This is a genomic window from Gemella sp. 27098_8_155, from assembly GCF_041433725.1.
In the GTDB taxonomy this organism is placed as follows: Bacteria; Bacillota; Bacilli; order Staphylococcales; family Gemellaceae; genus Gemella; species Gemella haemolysans_D.
The window spans coordinates 60,323-77,648 of the sequence record NZ_JAPWCA010000002.1 but is presented as its reverse complement, the minus strand read 5'-3'; the positions used below and the strand labels follow the sequence as shown (position 1 = coordinate 77,648).

General features: G+C 29.9%; 13 protein-coding genes. 11 read left to right on the top strand and 2 right to left on the bottom strand.

What is annotated here, in order from left to right; translation table 11 throughout:
• The first annotated feature begins 53 nt into the window (after window positions 1-53).
• The 9 genes from O5Y44_RS01390 to O5Y44_RS01350 all read left to right on the top strand — a co-directional run bounded on the left by O5Y44_RS01390 (window position 54) and on the right by O5Y44_RS01350 (window position 11,108).
• A complete protein-coding gene (locus tag O5Y44_RS01390; RefSeq protein ID WP_271965044.1) occupies window positions 54-2,231 on the top strand; it encodes a RelA/SpoT family protein in 2,178 nt (725 codons plus the stop codon).
• 8 nt (window positions 2,232-2,239) lie between these two features.
• Window positions 2,240-2,692: a D-aminoacyl-tRNA deacylase gene (gene dtd / locus O5Y44_RS01385; protein ID WP_371465287.1), complete on the top strand. Its 453-nt coding sequence runs from the start codon at window positions 2,240-2,242 to the stop codon at window positions 2,690-2,692.
• 1 nt (window position 2,693) lies between these two features.
• A complete protein-coding gene (locus tag O5Y44_RS01380; RefSeq protein WP_271987839.1) occupies window positions 2,694-4,139 on the top strand; it encodes an N-acetylmuramoyl-L-alanine amidase in 1,446 nt (481 codons plus the stop codon).
• Between the two features lie 156 nt (window positions 4,140-4,295).
• A complete protein-coding gene (locus O5Y44_RS01375; RefSeq protein WP_371465285.1) occupies window positions 4,296-4,760 on the top strand; it encodes a MarR family winged helix-turn-helix transcriptional regulator in 465 nt (154 codons plus the stop codon).
• Window positions 4,747-6,900: an ABC transporter ATP-binding protein gene (locus tag O5Y44_RS01370; protein WP_371465283.1), complete on the top strand. Its 2,154-nt coding sequence runs from the start codon at window positions 4,747-4,749 to the stop codon at window positions 6,898-6,900. The genes O5Y44_RS01375 and O5Y44_RS01370 overlap by 14 nt, the downstream gene beginning before the upstream one ends.
• Window positions 6,893-8,683, top strand: a complete 1,791-nt coding sequence (locus O5Y44_RS01365) for an ABC transporter ATP-binding protein (RefSeq protein ID WP_271965049.1) — start codon at window positions 6,893-6,895, stop codon at window positions 8,681-8,683. Before O5Y44_RS01370 ends, O5Y44_RS01365 begins: the two co-directional genes overlap by 8 nt.
• A 139-nt stretch (window positions 8,684-8,822) precedes the next feature.
• The gene (locus O5Y44_RS01360; RefSeq protein ID WP_271965050.1) at window positions 8,823-9,230 is read left to right on the top strand and encodes a MarR family winged helix-turn-helix transcriptional regulator; all 408 of its coding nucleotides are present in this window, start codon (window positions 8,823-8,825) and stop codon (window positions 9,228-9,230) included.
• A 62-nt stretch (window positions 9,231-9,292) separates the two neighbouring features.
• Window positions 9,293-10,339, top strand: a complete 1,047-nt coding sequence (locus O5Y44_RS01355; RefSeq protein WP_271965051.1) for an LLM class flavin-dependent oxidoreductase — start codon at window positions 9,293-9,295, stop codon at window positions 10,337-10,339.
• Window positions 10,340-10,424: 85 nt separating this feature from the next.
• On the top strand, window positions 10,425-11,108 hold the full coding sequence (locus O5Y44_RS01350) for a YjjG family noncanonical pyrimidine nucleotidase (RefSeq protein WP_271965052.1): 684 nt from the start codon (window positions 10,425-10,427) through the stop codon (window positions 11,106-11,108).
• A gap of 42 nt (window positions 11,109-11,150) precedes the next feature.
• Here the strand turns inward: O5Y44_RS01350 and O5Y44_RS01345 are convergent, their stop codons facing one another.
• Window positions 11,151-12,056, bottom strand: a complete 906-nt coding sequence (locus tag O5Y44_RS01345; protein WP_371465279.1) for a cation diffusion facilitator family transporter — start codon at window positions 12,054-12,056, stop codon at window positions 11,151-11,153.
• 170 nt (window positions 12,057-12,226) lie between these two features.
• Between O5Y44_RS01345 and O5Y44_RS01340 the strand changes: the two genes are divergently transcribed.
• Complete coding sequence (locus tag O5Y44_RS01340; protein ID WP_371465278.1) at window positions 12,227-12,874, top strand: GDSL-type esterase/lipase family protein; 648 nt, start codon at window positions 12,227-12,229, stop codon at window positions 12,872-12,874.
• A gap of 1,185 nt (window positions 12,875-14,059) precedes the next feature.
• On the opposite strand, the gene O5Y44_RS01335 is transcribed toward O5Y44_RS01340, so the two are convergent.
• On the bottom strand, window positions 14,060-15,376 hold the full coding sequence (locus tag O5Y44_RS01335; protein ID WP_371465276.1) for an APC family permease: 1,317 nt from the start codon (window positions 15,374-15,376) through the stop codon (window positions 14,060-14,062).
• 357 nt (window positions 15,377-15,733) lie between these two features.
• Between O5Y44_RS01335 and lysS the strand changes: the two genes are divergently transcribed.
• Complete coding sequence (gene lysS, locus O5Y44_RS01330) at window positions 15,734-17,233, top strand: lysine--tRNA ligase (RefSeq protein ID WP_371465274.1); 1,500 nt, start codon at window positions 15,734-15,736, stop codon at window positions 17,231-17,233.
• The last annotated feature ends 93 nt before the right edge of the window (window positions 17,234-17,326 follow it).

Here is a 17,326-nt window from a genome sequence, read left to right as displayed (position 1 = left end):
TAATTTGTGGTATTATAAAGGGTAGATTAAATTTTGATAAAGGAGGAATTTCTGTGAATCTTGAATATCCATATAGTTATGAAAATGTAGAAGATATGGCGAGTAAATATTTATCAGAAGAGCAAATAAAAATAATAAGAAAAGCTTATGAATTTGCAAAAGTTGCTCATGAAGGACAATTTAGAAAATCAGGGGAACCATACATATTACACCCAGTTCAAGTTGCAGGAATTTTAACTGAGCTTAAATTAGATTATGCAACAATTTGTGCAGGATTTTTACATGATGTTGTGGAAGATACTAAGTATACATTTGATGATATTAAAGAAACATTTGGTGAAGATATAGCTGTAATAGTTGATGGTGTTACAAAATTAGATAAAGTAAAATTCCGCTCTAAAAAACAATCACAAGCAGAAAATCATAGAAAACTATTTGTATCTATAGCAAAGGACTTGCGTGTAATTTTCGTTAAGTTAGCAGATAGGCTACATAATATGAGAACTATGAAGTATATGAGAGAGGAAAAACAACGTGAAATTTCTAGTGAGACACTTGAAATTTATGCGCCTTTAGCTCATAGATTAGGGATTAGTGCGGTAAAATGGGAACTAGAAGATACTTCACTTAGATATTTACATCCATCTCAATATTTCTCAATAGTAGGAATGATGAAACAGAAAAGAAGTGCTAGGGAAGAAAGCATAAAAGATGCATGTTCAAGTATTACCTCGATTTTAGCTGAAAACAACATTAAAGCCCAAGTTACTGGTAGACCAAAACATATTTATAGTATTTATAAAAAAATGGTTAAACAAAATAAAACTTTTGACCAAATTTATGATCTATTAGCTGTTCGTGTGTTAGTTGATAGTGTGGCTGATTGTTATGCTACTTTGGGGTTGGTAAATAATCTTTGGGTTCCTATTCCAGGAAGAATCAAGGACTATATTGCTATGCCAAAACCTAATATGTACCAATCACTACATACTACGGTAATTGCTCCGGATGGCCAAACCTTAGAAGTTCAAATTAGAACTTATGAAATGCATGAAATTGCTGAAAAAGGGATTGCTGCACACTGGGCATATAAAGAAGGTAAGAAAGTAAATAAAAATAATAACTTTTATGAAAAATTAAATTGGTTCCAAAAAATCGCTGAAAATGACGAAACTGAAGCAACAGCAGAAAGCTTTATGGAATCATTAAAAGTAGATTTATTAAGTGATAAAATCTATGTATTCACACCAAATAGTGATATTATAGAATTACCAAAAGGATCATGTATTGTGGACTTTGCCTATGCGATTCACTCGGAAGTAGGTAATAAAATGGTAGGGGCAACAGTAAATGATAAAATAGAACCATTTGATTATGTATTATCTACTGGTGAAATTTGTGATATTCGTACTAGTAAAAATTCTACAGGGCCAAAACGCTCTTGGTTAGAAATAGCTACATCATCACAAACTAAATCAAAAATTAAAGCATTCTTCAAAAAAGCTGCTCGTGAAGAAAACTTAGTTAAAGGTGAAATATTATTAAAAGATGAGATTAAAGCAAATAACTTTGATATTGATGAAGTGTTAACAGATGAAAATATTGTAGTTGCACTTAATAAATATAAATTTGCTAATCTTGAAGAAATGTATGTTGCTATTGGTTATGGTGGAATTACGGCTAATAAAGTATTTGCTAGATTGACTGAGAAAATTAGAAAAGAAAAGATGACTCAAGAAAAAATTGAGAAACTTTTCAATGCAGAAGAAACTAAAAAAATAGTGACTGAAACAGGTGTTTATGTAAAAGGTGTTGATAATATTCTTGTTAGATTATCAAAATGTTGTCAGCCTATACCTGGAGATGAGATAGTTGGATTTATTACCAAAGGACGTGGGGTTACTGTTCACAGACATAACTGTCCTAATTTAACAGAAGAGGACAAAGCTAGACTACTTGAAGTTGAATGGGTTGAAAGCTTAAACGCTCGTCGTTATAGTGTTACATTACAAATACATGCTTTTGATAGAGATTTATTACTACAAAATGTACTATTAACATTGAGTGAGAGTAGAGTAGAAATTAAAAAATTAAATTCTGAATCTAAAGTTGATAAAACGTGTGTAATAACTATTGGAATATATGTGAAAAATGTTAGTGAATGTGAATTTATGATTAAAAAACTTAGACAGATTCCAGATGTTTATAGTGTAGAAAGAATAGTTAAATAGGTGAAAATATGAAAATTGTATTGCAGAAGGTTAAAAAAGCTAGCGTTAGTGTAGACAATAAAATTGTGGGAAGTATTGATAAAGGATACTGTCTTCTAGTAGGAGTACATAAGGAGTCTACTGAAGAAGATGCAAAGTATTTAGCTAAAAAAATTTCACAAGCTCGTTTATTTGAAGATGAAAATGATAAAATTAACCTAAGTCTAAAAGATATAGGTGGAAGTATATTATCAGTTTCACAATTTACTTTATATGCAGATACTAAGAAAGGTAATAGACCTAGTTTTACCAGTGCTGCAGGTGCAGAAAAAGCTAATGAGTTATATGAAAAATTTAATGAATATCTAAGAGAAGAAGGTGTAAAGGTAGAGACTGGAATTTTCCAAACAATGATGGAAGTGAATATTGTTAATGATGGTCCAGTAACTATTGTTTACGAAAAACTATCAGCAGGAAATTAATATGAGAATAAAAAGAAGAAATAGAAATGGAGTATTATTAGTAATTTTTGCGCTACTATTATTATTAGTAATAGGAGGGCTTATAAACTTCATTGGAGAAAAGATGAATCCTTCGGCTGATGCTCAGAATAATATTACTATTTCTAAAGAAATAGAGCTGAGAACAGGTCCGGATGATACATATCCAGTATTAAAAAAAGTAACTGCTGGGGATAATGTTGAAATGCTAAGTAAGTCGGATACTTGGTATGAGATTAAAACAAATGATAGTTTTGTTGGATGGGTGCCAGGATGGAGCATTTTGGGAAGTGGACAGAAGAGCCCTGAAGATCAGAATAAAGAAAAGTTAAAATCTTATTCAATATTATTAAATCCAGTAACGAAACAAGATGAGGATGTAGATTATAAAGGAGTACACTCTAAGTCTTATAATCTAAAAGTAGCTAAACAACTAAAAGAGTTGTTAGAAAAAGATGGTATAAAAGTGATTTTAACTAGAGATAATGATGATATTTCGCCTACAAAGGAAGAAATAACAAAAATTGCTGCTGAAAATTCAGTAGAATTGTTAATGGATATAGATACTACAAACACTAGTAATAAAGATACTTTTGGAGTGAAGATATACTACGGAACTCAACAGTCTTCAATAGTAGCAAGAAGCATCGAGAAAAATCTTTCAGATCACTATTTATCAAAAGTATCATCTTCTGAAAAACAAGGGAATTTTTCTCAACTTAGTGATAAATTACCACAAGTAAAAGTAATATCAGCAAATTTAGATAAAAAAGTTGATGTTGACTTATTAAATAATGAAACTGTGAATAAACAGTATATAGATTCATTAAAAGAGGGAATCGAAGGCTACTTATATTATCTAATAAATGTCGATAATTATAATGCTAAGAGAAAAGAACAGTTACTAAACTTACCTCAAAAAGGTCTTTCTGTTCCTATGTATTATATGAAACAAGATGCATATAAAAATATTTCATATGGATTAGATAGTAAGAAAACAATCGAAACCAATGGAGATGCTATTATTTCACTTGCTATGATTGCGAAGTATATAGGTAAAGATGAAGCAACTGTAGAAGAACTTGCGTCTTGGGCAGGAAATAAATACTATATTAAAAATCAAGGGACACAACCTACAATTGTTTCAGCTTTCGCAGATAAATATAATCTTAAGGTTGAAAGAGTTGAGACGGACAAATTAATCGAAAATATAGAAAGTGCCATAAAAGATAATAAGCCAGTTCTTGTTAGATTAAAATCTGGTGTATTTGGTGATAGAGTGACGTACAAAGTTATTAGAGGCTTTGAAGATGACAAATTCTATATAAATGATCCAAATGATGATGATGTAAAACTTACAAGTTATAATGGCTTTACAGAAAATGATCTAAAAAATAATATTGCTCAAGCTTGGGTATTTAGTAAATAAAAATAAAGATTAACTTAGATAACTTCTAGGTTAATCTTTTTTATTTAAAATCAAAATTTTTATTGACTAATAGTATAAAATAAAATATAATAGTTAACAAGGTTAACTAATTAGTTAATGTTGTGAACTAATTTATAAAATTAAAGGAGGTAGAAAATGAGTGGAAATGAAATATCATATCACGTAGCAATGGATATGATGGAAGAATTTAGATTGATAATGAAAAGATTTTATAAGAAAAGTGATACACCGTATAGAAAACCTGAATTTCAAGCAATGTTATTTTTATCTTGTAAAGGGAAAATTACTATGCAGGAGTTAGGTGAAGAACTACATGTGACAAAACCTAGAGTTACAGCACTTGTAAGTGAATTACTAGAAAAAGATTTTGTTGTTCAAAGTACAGATGAAAAAGATAAAAGGAAAAAATATCTTAGTTTATCTGAAAAAGGAGCCGCATGCATAGAATCACATAGAAGAGCTTATGAAGCTTGGTTCGAATCTATGTGGAATAAATTTGATGCTCGAGAAAAGGAAGCATTTAATATATTGCTAACAAAAACAAATCTAGTATTAAGAGAAGAACTACAAGAAAAGGAGGAAAAAAATGAAACTAATTAAATATTTAAAAGGTTTCTTAGTACCGATGATATTTTTAGTTGCGATATTAGGAGTTCGTGTTGTCGCAGAGCTTGCATTACCAACCTATACAAGTAATATTGTGGATAAAGGTATTCAACAAAGTGGTATTAAAGATTCCGTTCCTGAAAAAATCAGCAAAAAGTCATTAAATGAATTAGAATTATTCATGACAGACGATGAAATCAAGAAAGTAACATCTAAATATACAAAAGACGGTGATGTTTATAAACTTGATAGCATTAATGAGCAAGAACGTAGTGAATTAAATGATATATTAAAAAATACTATGACTGTAGTATCTGGTGCAAAATCTGAAAACCTAGACTTAGCAAAGGTTGCAGAAGGAGTAAAACTAGGTTTAGTTAAAAAAGATAGCTTAATTGAACAAAAGAATAAATCAATTAGTGACTTAGGAAATTCAGCAGATATGATTACAAAACAGGCTGGTATTCGTTATGTAAAAGAAGAATATAGAAATAATGTAGGTATCGACACTAACGAAATTAGAAAAAATTACCTTAAAGAAGTAGGAATCATGATGATAATCGTGACATTTATTTCAGGTATTGGTAGTATTATTTCGAATTTTATTGCTAGTAGAATTTCTTCGGAAATAGCATATAACTTGCGTGAGAAATTGTATAACAAGGTACTATCATTTTCTAAACAAGATATCGATAAATTTTCAACTGCTTCATTAATTACAAGAAGTACAAATGATATTCAACAAATCCAAAATGCTTTAAATATGATGTTATTTATTGCGATTTATGCACCTATGATGGCAGTATACGGAGTTTACAAAGTTACACAAACAGATACAGGTATGACTTGGATAATCGCATTAGGTGTAGGTATTCTAGGGTTAACAATAGGAATAATCTCATTCTTAGTAATGCCTAAATTCAAAATTATGCAGAAATTAATAGATAGAGTTAACTTAGTGACTCGCGAAGCATTAACTGGTATTTCTGTAATCCGAGTTTTTGGACGTGAAAAATACGAAGAAGAAAGATTTGATAAAGAAAATACTGTTCTTAAAAATGAACAACTTTTTATCAATAGAACATTGTCAGCGCTTATGCCAATGATTATATTAATAATGAATGGAATTGCATTATTAATAATTTGGGTTGGTGGAAAAAATATAGATTCTGGTAGTATTCAAGTTGGAGATATGATGGCATTTATTACATATACAATGCAAATAGTAATGTCATTCTTATTCTTCACATTCTTAATGATGCAATTACCTCGTGCAGAAGTTGCAGCAGGCCGTATTAATGAAGTACTGGAAACAGAGGTTACTGTCGTAGATAGTAAACATATTGATGATAGTAAGCTTCAAGATGTGAAGGGTACATTAAAATTTGATAATGTTAGCTTTACATTTGATGGTGCTGATAGTCCAGTATTAAGTAACATTAGCTTTGAAGCAGAAGCAGGAAAAACTACAGCAATTATAGGAAGTACGGGTAGTGGTAAATCTACATTGCTTCATTTGATTCCTAGATATTTCGATGCTAGTGAAGGTGAAATTTCAATTGATGGAGTCAATATTAGAGATATAAGTTTAAGTAAATTAAGAGACACTTTAGGATTTGTTCCTCAAAAAGGAGTATTATTTAGTGGTAATATTGAATCAAATATTAAATTTGCTGATGAAAATATTTCTGATGAGCAAATGAGAAAAGCTGCTGAAATTGCTCAAGCAATAGAATTTATCAATGAAAAAGAAGATAAATTTAATAGTGAGATTTCACAAGGTGGATCAAATGTTTCTGGTGGACAGAAACAACGTCTTTCAATTGCTCGTGCGTTAGCGAAAAATCCTAAGATACTTCTTTTCGATGATAGTTTTTCAGCACTAGACTATAAAACAGATGTTAAATTAAGGAAAACTTTAAGAGAAGAAATGGCTGGTGTAACTACTATAATAGTTGCCCAACGTATTGCAACAATTTTAAATGCAGATAAGATTATCGTAATGAATGAAGGTAAAATAGTTGGAATCGGAAAACACCAAGAACTTCTAGAAACTTGTCCAACATATTTAGAAATTGCAGAAAGCCAACTTAGTGAAGAAGAATTAAAAAAAGGAGGTAAACATCATGGCTAAAGATCAAAAAATAGAAAAAGCTAATAACTTTTCTGGAACATTAAAAAGAATTATCAAACTGATGTTTACACAGTATAAACTCTCAAGCATATTGATTGTATTCTTTGCATTAGCTAGTACTGTATTTGGTATAGTAGGGCCTAAGATTATGGGGAAAGCAACTACTGAACTTTTTGAAGGCTTAGTAGCTAAGATTAGTAATGAAGGTAGTATCAACTTTGAGAAAATAGCAGGAATTTTACTTACTGTATTAGGTTTATATATACTTTCATCATTATTCATGTTTATTCAAGGTTGGTTGATGAGTAATATTTCTCAACAAATGACTTATGACATTCGTAAAGATATAAGTAAGAAAATAAATACTTTACCTGTTGGATACTTTGAACAACGTACAGTAGGTGAAACTTTATCACGTGTAACAAATGACGTGGACACATTAGGTCAATCACTTAACCAAAGTTTTACACAAATAATTTCTAATACTGCAACAGTTTTAGGGGTATTGGTAATGATGTTTACAATAAGTCCTTTAATGACGCTTATTGCGTTAGCTTTAATCCCTGTTTCGGGAATCCTATTAGGCGTTATAACAAAATGGAGTCAAAAATATTTCAGAAGCCAACAAAAAATGCTTTCTGATGTGAATGGGCAAGTAGAAGAAAGTTTCTCAGGTCAGAATATTATTGCAGCATTCAACTATAAAGAAAAAAGTGTAAAAGAGTTCAACGATAAAAATAAACAATTATATACATCATCATGGAAAGCAAACTTCTTCTCAGGATTAATGTTCCCTGTGATTAACTTTGTTGGTAACCTAGGTTATGTTGGTATTGTTTTCTCAGGTGGATTATTAGTTTCTAAAGGAACAATTGGTGTAGGTGATATTCAAGCCTTTATCCAATATATAAGAAACTTCACTCAGCCAATTGGTCAAATAGCACAGTCTATGTCAGAAATTCAAAAGATGGCTGCGGCTGGAGAAAGAGTTTTTGAGTTCTTAGATGCTAAAGATGAAGAAGATGCAGAAGTACTTGAAACAGTTACTAATAAAGAGGGTAATGTTGTATTTGATAAAGTTAAATTCGGCTATGTAGAAGATCAGATTATTATTAAAAACTTTACTAGTGATGTTAAAAAAGGTGAAATGATTGCTATTGTAGGACCTACAGGAGCAGGTAAAACAACAATGGTTAAATTACTTTTGAGATTCTATGATATCAACGGTGGAAATATTTATATTGATGGGAAAGATATTTCTAAATTAGATAGAGCTGAGCTTCGTTCTTACTTTACAATGGTACTACAAGATACATGGTTATTTAAAGGAACAATAATGGAAAACCTTCGCTATGGTCGTTTGGATGCTACAGATGAAGAAGTAATAGAAGCGGCTAAAGCAGCTCACATTCATCACTTTATTAAAACTTTACCGGGTGGATATGATATGGAATTAAATGAAGATGCTTCAAATATCTCGCAAGGACAGAAACAATTATTAACAATTGCTCGTGCAATACTTGCTGATAAACCTATATTAATTCTTGATGAAGCAACTTCAAGTGTAGATACACGTACAGAAGTACTAATTCAAAAAGCAATGAATAAACTTATGGAAGGTCGTACTACATTCGTAATAGCCCACCGTTTATCAACAATTAGAAACGCAGATAAAATACTGGTATTAAAAGATGGAGACATTATCGAACAAGGTAACCATGACGAATTACTAGAAAAAAAAGGTTTCTATTCAGAATTATATCAAAGTCAATTTGCAGAATAGAATTAAAGGCATTTAGAGATTTCTCTCTAGATGTCTTTTAATATTATTTCTTTGACAATATAAAGTTAATGAAGTATAATTATCTCATATTCGAGATAATTATGATGTGAATATGTGTAAATAAGATAGGAGAATCCTTATGAATAATGAGTTTAAAGCTGTTATTGGAATTATGAGGGCTAGTAATTTATTAGTAGATGATTTAAAGAGAACTTTAAAGAATTATCCAATTAATGCGACTGAATTTGCTGTTATGGAATTTTTATATAGTAAAGGTGAGAAGAATATTCAAGAAATACGGGATAGAATATTACTTGCTAGTGGCAGTGCAACTTATGTTGTAGATAACCTTGAAAAAAAAGGATATGTTATTAGAAAGATTTCTCAAAAGGACAAAAGAGTAACTTATATAGGGTTGACTGAAACAGGAATGAAATTAATAGATGACATATTTCCAACCCATAAAAAAAATACTAAGAAAATTTTCGAAAAAATAAATGACAAAGAGTTAGTAATATTAAAAGAAATCTTAAAAAAAATAAACTAGAGGCTTATGCCTTTTTTAATAAATAAATATCTTGAAATTGAGATAATATAGGAGGACATAAAATGATAGAGTTAGGAATTAGTACATTTGGTGAAACTACAGAAATTGAAGGAACAGGAATAACGCCTGCACATGATGAACGTATTAGAGATATGATAGAAGAAATGAAACTTGCTGATGAAGTTGGTTTAGATCTTTATGCAATTGGTGAGCATCATAGAGAAGATTTTGCAGTATCAGCACCAGAAATTTTATTAGCAGCTGGTGCGGCTGTTACAAAAAATATAAAATTAAGTTCAGCAGTAACGGTATTATCATCATCGGACCCAGTAAGAGTTTATCAACAATATGCAACCATCGATGCTATTTCTAAAGGTAGAGCAGAAGTAATGGTAGGTCGCGGTTCTTTTACAGAATCATTTCCGTTGTTCGGCTATGATTTAGATGATTATGAAGAACTGTTTGATGAAAAATTAGCGATGTTAGAGAAAATTAAAGCTAATGAAATGTTAACATGGGAAGGAAAACATACACAAAAGGTAGAAAATAAGGGAGTATATCCGAGAAGTGTTCAAGAAGATTTTCCAATTTGGGTAGCGACAGGAGGAAATACGGAGTCCACTATTAAAATAGCTCAAAAAGGATTACCGATAGCATATGCAATAATTGGAGGTCAATATAAAGCTTTTAAAGGTTTAATTGATTATTATAGAGCTATAGGACGTAATGCGGGTTATAGTGAAGATAGATTAAAAGTTGCTTCTCATTCTTGGGGATTCGTAGCTGAAACGGATGAAGAAGCGATAAAAAAATATTTCCATCCAACAAAACAAGTAGTTGATGCAATTTCAAAAGATAGACCGTTTTGGAGACCTCTTACTTTTGAACAATATTTAAATAGCGTAGGGCCAGATGGATCTATGTTAGTAGGTAGTCCAGAAACAGTTGCCAATAAACTTATTGATATGATAGAAACATTAGGATTAGATAGATTTATGCTACATCTACCTCTTGGGTCTATGCCACATGAAGATATAATGAAAGCTATAAAACTATTTGGAGAAGAAGTAGCTCCACGAGTTCGAGAACATTTTAAGAATAAAAAATAAATTTTATGAGATAAATAAAGCTATATTTTCAAAAAAGTATTCTCTGTGTTATAATGATTAAATAATACACAAATGGAGTGAAACGATGATTTTAGATAAGTATAAGTATTTATTATTTGATTTAGATGATACATTGTTAGATTTTGGTAAAGCACAAGTTTTAGCTTTTAGAAAATTATTAGAAGATGAGAATCTAGAATATAAAGATGAGTTATTTGAACAATATGAAACGATAAATAAATCTCTATGGAGAAGTTTTGAACGTGGAGAAATATCAAATAAAGAAGTTACAAGTGAGAGATTTATAAGATTTTTTAAGTTGTTTGATAGAAAAGTTGATGGTAATGAAGTAGATAATAGGTATAGAGGATATCTTGCTGAAGGAAATCAACTTTTTGATGGAATAATTGAAATGTTAGAGAAGTTAACATCAACTCATAAATTATATGTAGCTTCTAATGGAATTGGAATTACTCAACATACAAGACTAAAAAATAATAATCTTAATAAATACTTTGAGAAAATTTTTATTTCCGAAGAAATTGGTAGCAAAAAGCCAGATAAAGAATTTTTTGATATTATCTTAAAAGAAATAGATGTAGAAAATAAGGATGGAGTTTTAATGATAGGGGATACTCTTACATCTGATATACTAGGTGCTAACAATGCTGGGATAGACAGTTGTTTAGTAGATATTCATAAAATTTCTAATCCAGAGATAGTACCTACGTATAAAATAGAGAAAACTATAGATTTATTGGAATTATAAAAAGGAGTCTAAGTTGATATTTATTCAACTTAGGCTCCTTTTTTATAAACTATGATCGTTGTATTTAATATTTTCTAAAGCAATAAAACAGTGCTCAATATCGTATTTTTCTTTAAGAAGAATTTTTACATTTTCTACTATTATATAATCTTTAGCAGTATTATACTCATTTAAAAGAATATGCATTGCTGCGTTAATTTCATTAGTATCAGTATGCCAAATGTGGAATTCATGAATATCTGCAATACCTTCTATCTCTTTAATCTTATTGTAAATTTCTTCGGTATCTAAAGTAGTAGCTTCCATTAAAATTACAAATGATGATTTAGTAATTTTATATCCACCTTTAAATAATATTATACTGATAATAATACTCATAATAACGTCAACGATTTGATAGTTTGTAAAGTAAATAATTGTTGATGAAATTATAATTCCGATTGAACTGATTAAATCACCAAGGAAATGCCATAAAGCACTTTGAATATTAAGATTATCTTCTTCTTTTAAACTTTTTGTTAAAATTATCGTTACTACAATATTGAAGATTAAACCTATTGTTGAAATTATCAGCATAGATTTGAAATCAATATCTCTCGGATTGAAGAATCTCATAAATCCTTCGAAAACTAAATAAATTGAAATACCTACTAGCATTAAACCATTAATAAAGGCTGCTAGTACTTCTAATCTCACAAAACCAAAAGTGTATTTTTTATTTGGCTTTTTTGAACTGAATAGTAAGGCTATTAAACTGAATCCTAATGCAATAACATCAGAAAACATATGGAATGAATCACCTAATAACGCTAATGAATTAGAAAGAAGTCCTCCGATATATTCTAGCAATGCAAAACTTATTGTTAAAATTAATGTTGTATAAAGTACTTTTTTTGAGTATGATTGAATTTTATAATGTTTTTTATGATGGAAATTTGTTTGTATCATTTTATCCTCCTTAAATTATAATATTGTTATTATAATTTAAGAGAGAGGATATTACAAAAATACTGCACTGATAACAATTATTAGTACTTTTATCATCTGGCTCTATTGCATTTTTTATATTAGTTTGATAAAATTAAGAAGAATTTAGAAGAAAAAAGGTGGAGAAAATTATGCGTATTTTATGTATTGGGGATAGTAACACTTGGGGATATGTCCCAGGTGAGGATGGAGTAAGAAGTGACAAACGTTGGACTAAATTACTAGCAGAATTTCGTCCTAATGATACTATTATAGAAGAAGCTCTTTGCGGAAGAACAGTTACTGCAAAAGATACAATTGTACCGGTTAGATGTGGTATTGATACACTACCAATTTTAATGTTAAGTCATGTACCTGTGGACTTGGTAATAATCATGTTAGGTACTAATGATTTGAAAAAACAATTTAATCCGAGTGCAAAACATATAGCAAGAGGAGTCGAAGAATATATTAAATATATAAGAAATCCACACTTAATCGCGGGATATAAAATTCCGAAAATTCTTATCGTTTCACCAGTTCCTTTACGTGATGAAATAGTAGAAAGACAAAGCTTATTTGGGGAATTTGACGAAAACAGTTTAAAACAATCAAAATTCTTAGCTCAAACATTTAAAGAGGTAAGTGATAAATATGAAGTAGACTTTTTAAATGCGGGGCGTGTAGCCGAGACTTCATTAATTGACTGTATTCACTTAGATGAAAAAAATCATGAAAAATTAGCGAAGTATATTGCTAGTAAAGTATCTGAAGTGTTAGATTACGAAGAAGCAAGATAAGAAGAATCCGATGATAAACTTTCTAGATATGAAAGATTATCATCGGATTTGTTTTTTATATTGTTTAAAAGATATTTTACTTATATATATAGTTAAAATAGCTAGAAGCATATATATCAAATTGAATTCTGAAATAATAAATTGATTAGTAAAAGTTATGCTAAGTATTGTAAAATATATTCCGATTATGTATGTATTACCAGATTGCTTAGTTAAAGTTCGATCGATAGTTTTAAAAATTCTATAATAGATATTTAGTAAAATAATAAAAATAACACTAATTAACCAATATCTATCCGGTGGAATATTAAGATATAAATCACTTAATACCAAAGAAAAAGTAATAAAGTTAGTCATAATAAATAAATGACTAGTTAAATGACTAAAATTAATATCTCGAACATGAATACTTCTAGATATAAAACTAGGGAATAACTGACTTATCGTAAAGGCAAGAAGTATGAACCAATAACAATAATCAATGAATATTAAACCTAAAAAGAGGGCTAATGTTCGTCCAGTGTGAATGTAACAAAATGGTTCAGTAAGCTTTTTTATCATTAATTGTTTATTATCTGTGAGGATGTACTCTGTGATGTGTTGAACACTCAATATCACGGATAAAAGCACTAACGTTGCAAGAATGAATTTAATATCAAATGTATTTCTTATTAATAAATTTAAGACAACAAAAGTTTGAAAAATTAAAAAGAAATAATTTAGAAAATTATCTTTACCATATCTATTTAAATGAACTACTTCCAGTAACCAACTATTAAAGAAAATTATAAATACCAATAAAAAATGAATGAATCCATATATTGACTTATTCATATATAAATATTCTATTGAGAATTTACTTATTAATAAAGACAATGAGATTGTATAAAAAGTAGTTAGTATTGTTTCTCTTTTTAGAATAAAATTCAAAATAAATCTCTCTCCTTATTCTTATTTAACTTCAAAAAATTTCACAAAAAAATATTGAAGTTATCCGTAGCAAAATGCTAGGGGGATAACTTCAACCCTCTTTACAAAATGAAAGAAGTTATAATCATATTTTATCAAAAAAAAAATTGAATATCAATAAAATGAATGGACCTCAAAAGACTTTCATTATTAAAGAAAGATTTTTAAGATCCATTTCTAGTTGAGTTTTAAATTGATATATTTTATTTAGAATAGTTATTTTTTGAATTTTTTATGAGTTTCTGTGTAAAACACTAAACCGAGTAATGTAATAATAACTCCACTTATAGCTAACGTAAATTGAGTTATAATAGCAGCTAGTACTATATAAGCTCCACCTATTATAGAAATCCAAGGAACTATAGGATATAGTGGTACTTTGTATGGACGTGGCATATTAGGTTCTCTTTTTCTAAGGACAAATACAGCGAAAAATGTCGCTATAAAGAAAATCCAAATTGTAAATAAAAGAAAATCTGTTAGAGTATCAAATTCTCCTGTAAACATCATCGCAATAGTTAAAACTAAAGTTACTAAGGCTGAGAAATATGGAATTGAGAATCTATTTAATTTAATCCAAAAATTCCTAAATGGAATTTGATCTTTCATTGCCATTGCATAAGGAACGCGAATAGCGGTCATAGTAAATCCATTCATAGTACCGTAAACACTAATCATAATACCAATAGTTATTATTTTTCCACCGTTTGGTCCAAATAATTTAGTAGCTACATCATTAGGAACATTACTGTTACCAGCTATTTGTTCCATAGGCATAGTAAGTAAATATGCCACATTGATAAGTAGATAAATTGCAGTTATTACTAGTAAACCATATAAAATTGCTCGTGGTAAATCTTTTTTTGGATTTTTCATTTCACCAGCAATAGTTCCAACATTACTCCAACCGTCATAACCATACATGGCAGCTAACATCGCAGTACCAAGAGCGGCTAGAGGAGTTGAACTAGTTGATGATGAACTAGTAGGAAAAAGTTCAATTGTTGTAGGATTAGGTTGTAATAACCCGAAAACAATAATTGAAATAATAGGTATAAGTTTACAAATAGTAGCAACAGTCTGAATTCGACCACTAGCCTTACTACCAAGTAAGTTTAATCCTGTTACTGTAGTAGCAGCACATGCCCCGACAAGTATTGAGTATTTTTTATCTACCCCAAAAAGATTTAGAAATTGTGTTGAAAAAATAGCGGCGGCGGCAGCTATACTGGCAGGATAGTATATTACAGCTTGAGCCCAACCAAGTAAGTATGATATTGTTTTACCATAAGCTTTTTCAACCCAAACTATCATACCACCGGTTTCCGGTATAGCAGCAGCAAGCTCAGCAGTAGTTAATCCTGCACAAATACTTATAATTCCTGCAAGAATCCAAGCAAGTAATCCAAGGCTGACATTTCCTGTAGTCTTATATATAACGGCTGCTTTGAAAAATACCCCAGATCCAATAACTACACCAACTACTGTAGAGAATGCTCCAAAAAATCCAATCTCTTTTTTTAAGTTTTCCAAAAAGAATCCCCCCTTATAATATGGAATATTTTTAAATAATATTTAATTTTTAAAATTTTTATAGTTGTTTTTTCTATTAATTTCTAGGCGTACTTATTATATCTTATTTTTCATACCTAAACAATAGTTTTAGAAGAAAAATTTAACAAATTATGTCAGAAAATTTTACATTATATTATTTATGATATTATATTAAATCAAAGATTGAAATTAGGACATTTTAATTAATAGTACAAATATTAAATGTTAAAAAATTTAGAAAAATTCTTTCTAAAGATTTAACAAAACGGATTAAAATGTGTTATAATAAGGAGTATCTGAATAAAATTACTAGATTATACTAGAAAGGAATTTAACATGACAGAAGAAATTAAAGTAGATGTACAAGATTTAAATGATCAAATGCTTGTTCGTCGTGAAAAAATGGAAGCTATGAGAGAAAGTGGTTTAGATCCATTTGGAACTAAATTTGAAAGAACACATCTTTCAGATCAAATCGTAGCAGAATATGATAAATTTAGTAAAGAAGAATTAGAAGAAAAAAATATTTCTGTAACAATTGCAGGACGTATTATGACTAAACGTGGTAAAGGTAAAGCAGGATTTGCTCATGTTCAAGACTTAGGTGGTCAAGTTCAAATTTACGTTCGTCAGGATAGAGTTGGAGATTCTTATGAATATTTCAAAACTCTTGACCTTGGAGATATCGTTGGTGTAACAGGAGTATTATTCAAAACTAATGTAGGTGAATTATCTGTAAAAGCTGATAAATTCGAAATTTTAACAAAAGCATTACGTCCACTACCAGACAAATTCCATGGACTTAAAGATGTTGAAGAACGTTATAGAAGAAGATACGTAGACTTAATTATGAATGAAGAAAGCAAAGAAACATTTATCTTACGTTCTAAAATTATTCAAATTATGCGTAGCTACTTAAATGAACGTGGATACCTAGAAGTGGAAACGCCTATGATGCACTCAGTTGCTGGTGGAGCTGCTGCTCGTCCATTCGTGACTCACCACAATGCACTTGATATGCAATTATTCATGCGTATCGCACTTGAATTACCTTTAAAACGTTTAATCGTTGGTGGATTAGAAAAAGTATATGAAATCGGTCGTGCATTCCGTAACGAAGGTGTGTCTACAAGACATAATCCAGAATTCACAATGATTGAATTATATGAAGCTTATGCAGATTACAATGATATTATGGACTTAACAGAATCTATGATTGCGTATATCTGTAATGAAATTCACGGTACTACAAAAATTATGTACGGAGAAGATGAAATTGATTTAACTCCAAAATGGCGTCGCGTACACATGGTTGATGCTATTAAAGAAGTAACAGGTGTTGACTTCTGGCCAGAAATGACAGATGAACAAGCTCATGCATTAGCTAAAGAGCACAATGTTCCAGTTAGAAAAGATATGAAAGTTGGACACATTATTAATGAATTCTTCGAAACATTTGTAGAAGAAACATTAGTTCAACCAACATTCGTTTACGGTCATCCAGTAGAAGTATCTCCATTAGCTAAAACTAATGTAGAAGACAAAAGGTTTACTGATCGTTTCGAATTGTTTATCGTTAGACGTGAACATGCTAATGCATTTAGTGAGTTAAACGACCCAATCGATCAAAAAGAGAGATTCTTAGCACAAATGGATGAAAAAGATGCTGGTAACGAAGAAGTTTATGAAATGGATGAAGACTTCGTAGAAGCATTAGAATATGGTATGCCACCAACAGGTGGATTAGGAATCGGAATTGATAGATTAGTTATGTTATTAACTAACTCAGCTTCAATCCGTGACGTGCTGTTATTCCCATACATGAAGCACAAATAAGTCGATATTGATTTATTAAAATCTGATTAGAAGAATATTATTCGAAATAACAAAAATTAAAACTCCCTAAAATTTAGGAAGCTTTAATAGGAA

Bases quoted from the DNA above. Each gene is read 5' to 3' on its own strand.
- dtd (WP_371465287.1), top strand. From the start codon at position 2,240: ATGAAAATTGTATTGCAGAAGGTTAAAAAAGCTAGCGTTAGTGTAGAC.
- O5Y44_RS01380 (WP_271987839.1), top strand. From the start codon at position 2,694: ATGAGAATAAAAAGAAGAAATAGAAATGGAGTATTATTAGTAATTTTT.
- O5Y44_RS01375 (WP_371465285.1), top strand. From the start codon at position 4,296: ATGAGTGGAAATGAAATATCATATCACGTAGCAATGGATATGATGGAA.
- O5Y44_RS01370 (WP_371465283.1), top strand. From the start codon at position 4,747: ATGAAACTAATTAAATATTTAAAAGGTTTCTTAGTACCGATGATATTT.
- O5Y44_RS01365 (WP_271965049.1), top strand. From the start codon at position 6,893: ATGGCTAAAGATCAAAAAATAGAAAAAGCTAATAACTTTTCTGGAACA.
- O5Y44_RS01360 (WP_271965050.1), top strand. From the start codon at position 8,823: ATGAATAATGAGTTTAAAGCTGTTATTGGAATTATGAGGGCTAGTAAT.
- O5Y44_RS01355 (WP_271965051.1), top strand. From the start codon at position 9,293: ATGATAGAGTTAGGAATTAGTACATTTGGTGAAACTACAGAAATTGAA.
- O5Y44_RS01350 (WP_271965052.1), top strand. From the start codon at position 10,425: ATGATTTTAGATAAGTATAAGTATTTATTATTTGATTTAGATGATACA.
- O5Y44_RS01345 (WP_371465279.1), bottom strand. From the start codon at position 12,056: ATGATACAAACAAATTTCCATCATAAAAAACATTATAAAATTCAATCA.
- O5Y44_RS01340 (WP_371465278.1), top strand. From the start codon at position 12,227: ATGCGTATTTTATGTATTGGGGATAGTAACACTTGGGGATATGTCCCA.
- lysS (WP_371465274.1), top strand. From the start codon at position 15,734: ATGACAGAAGAAATTAAAGTAGATGTACAAGATTTAAATGATCAAATG.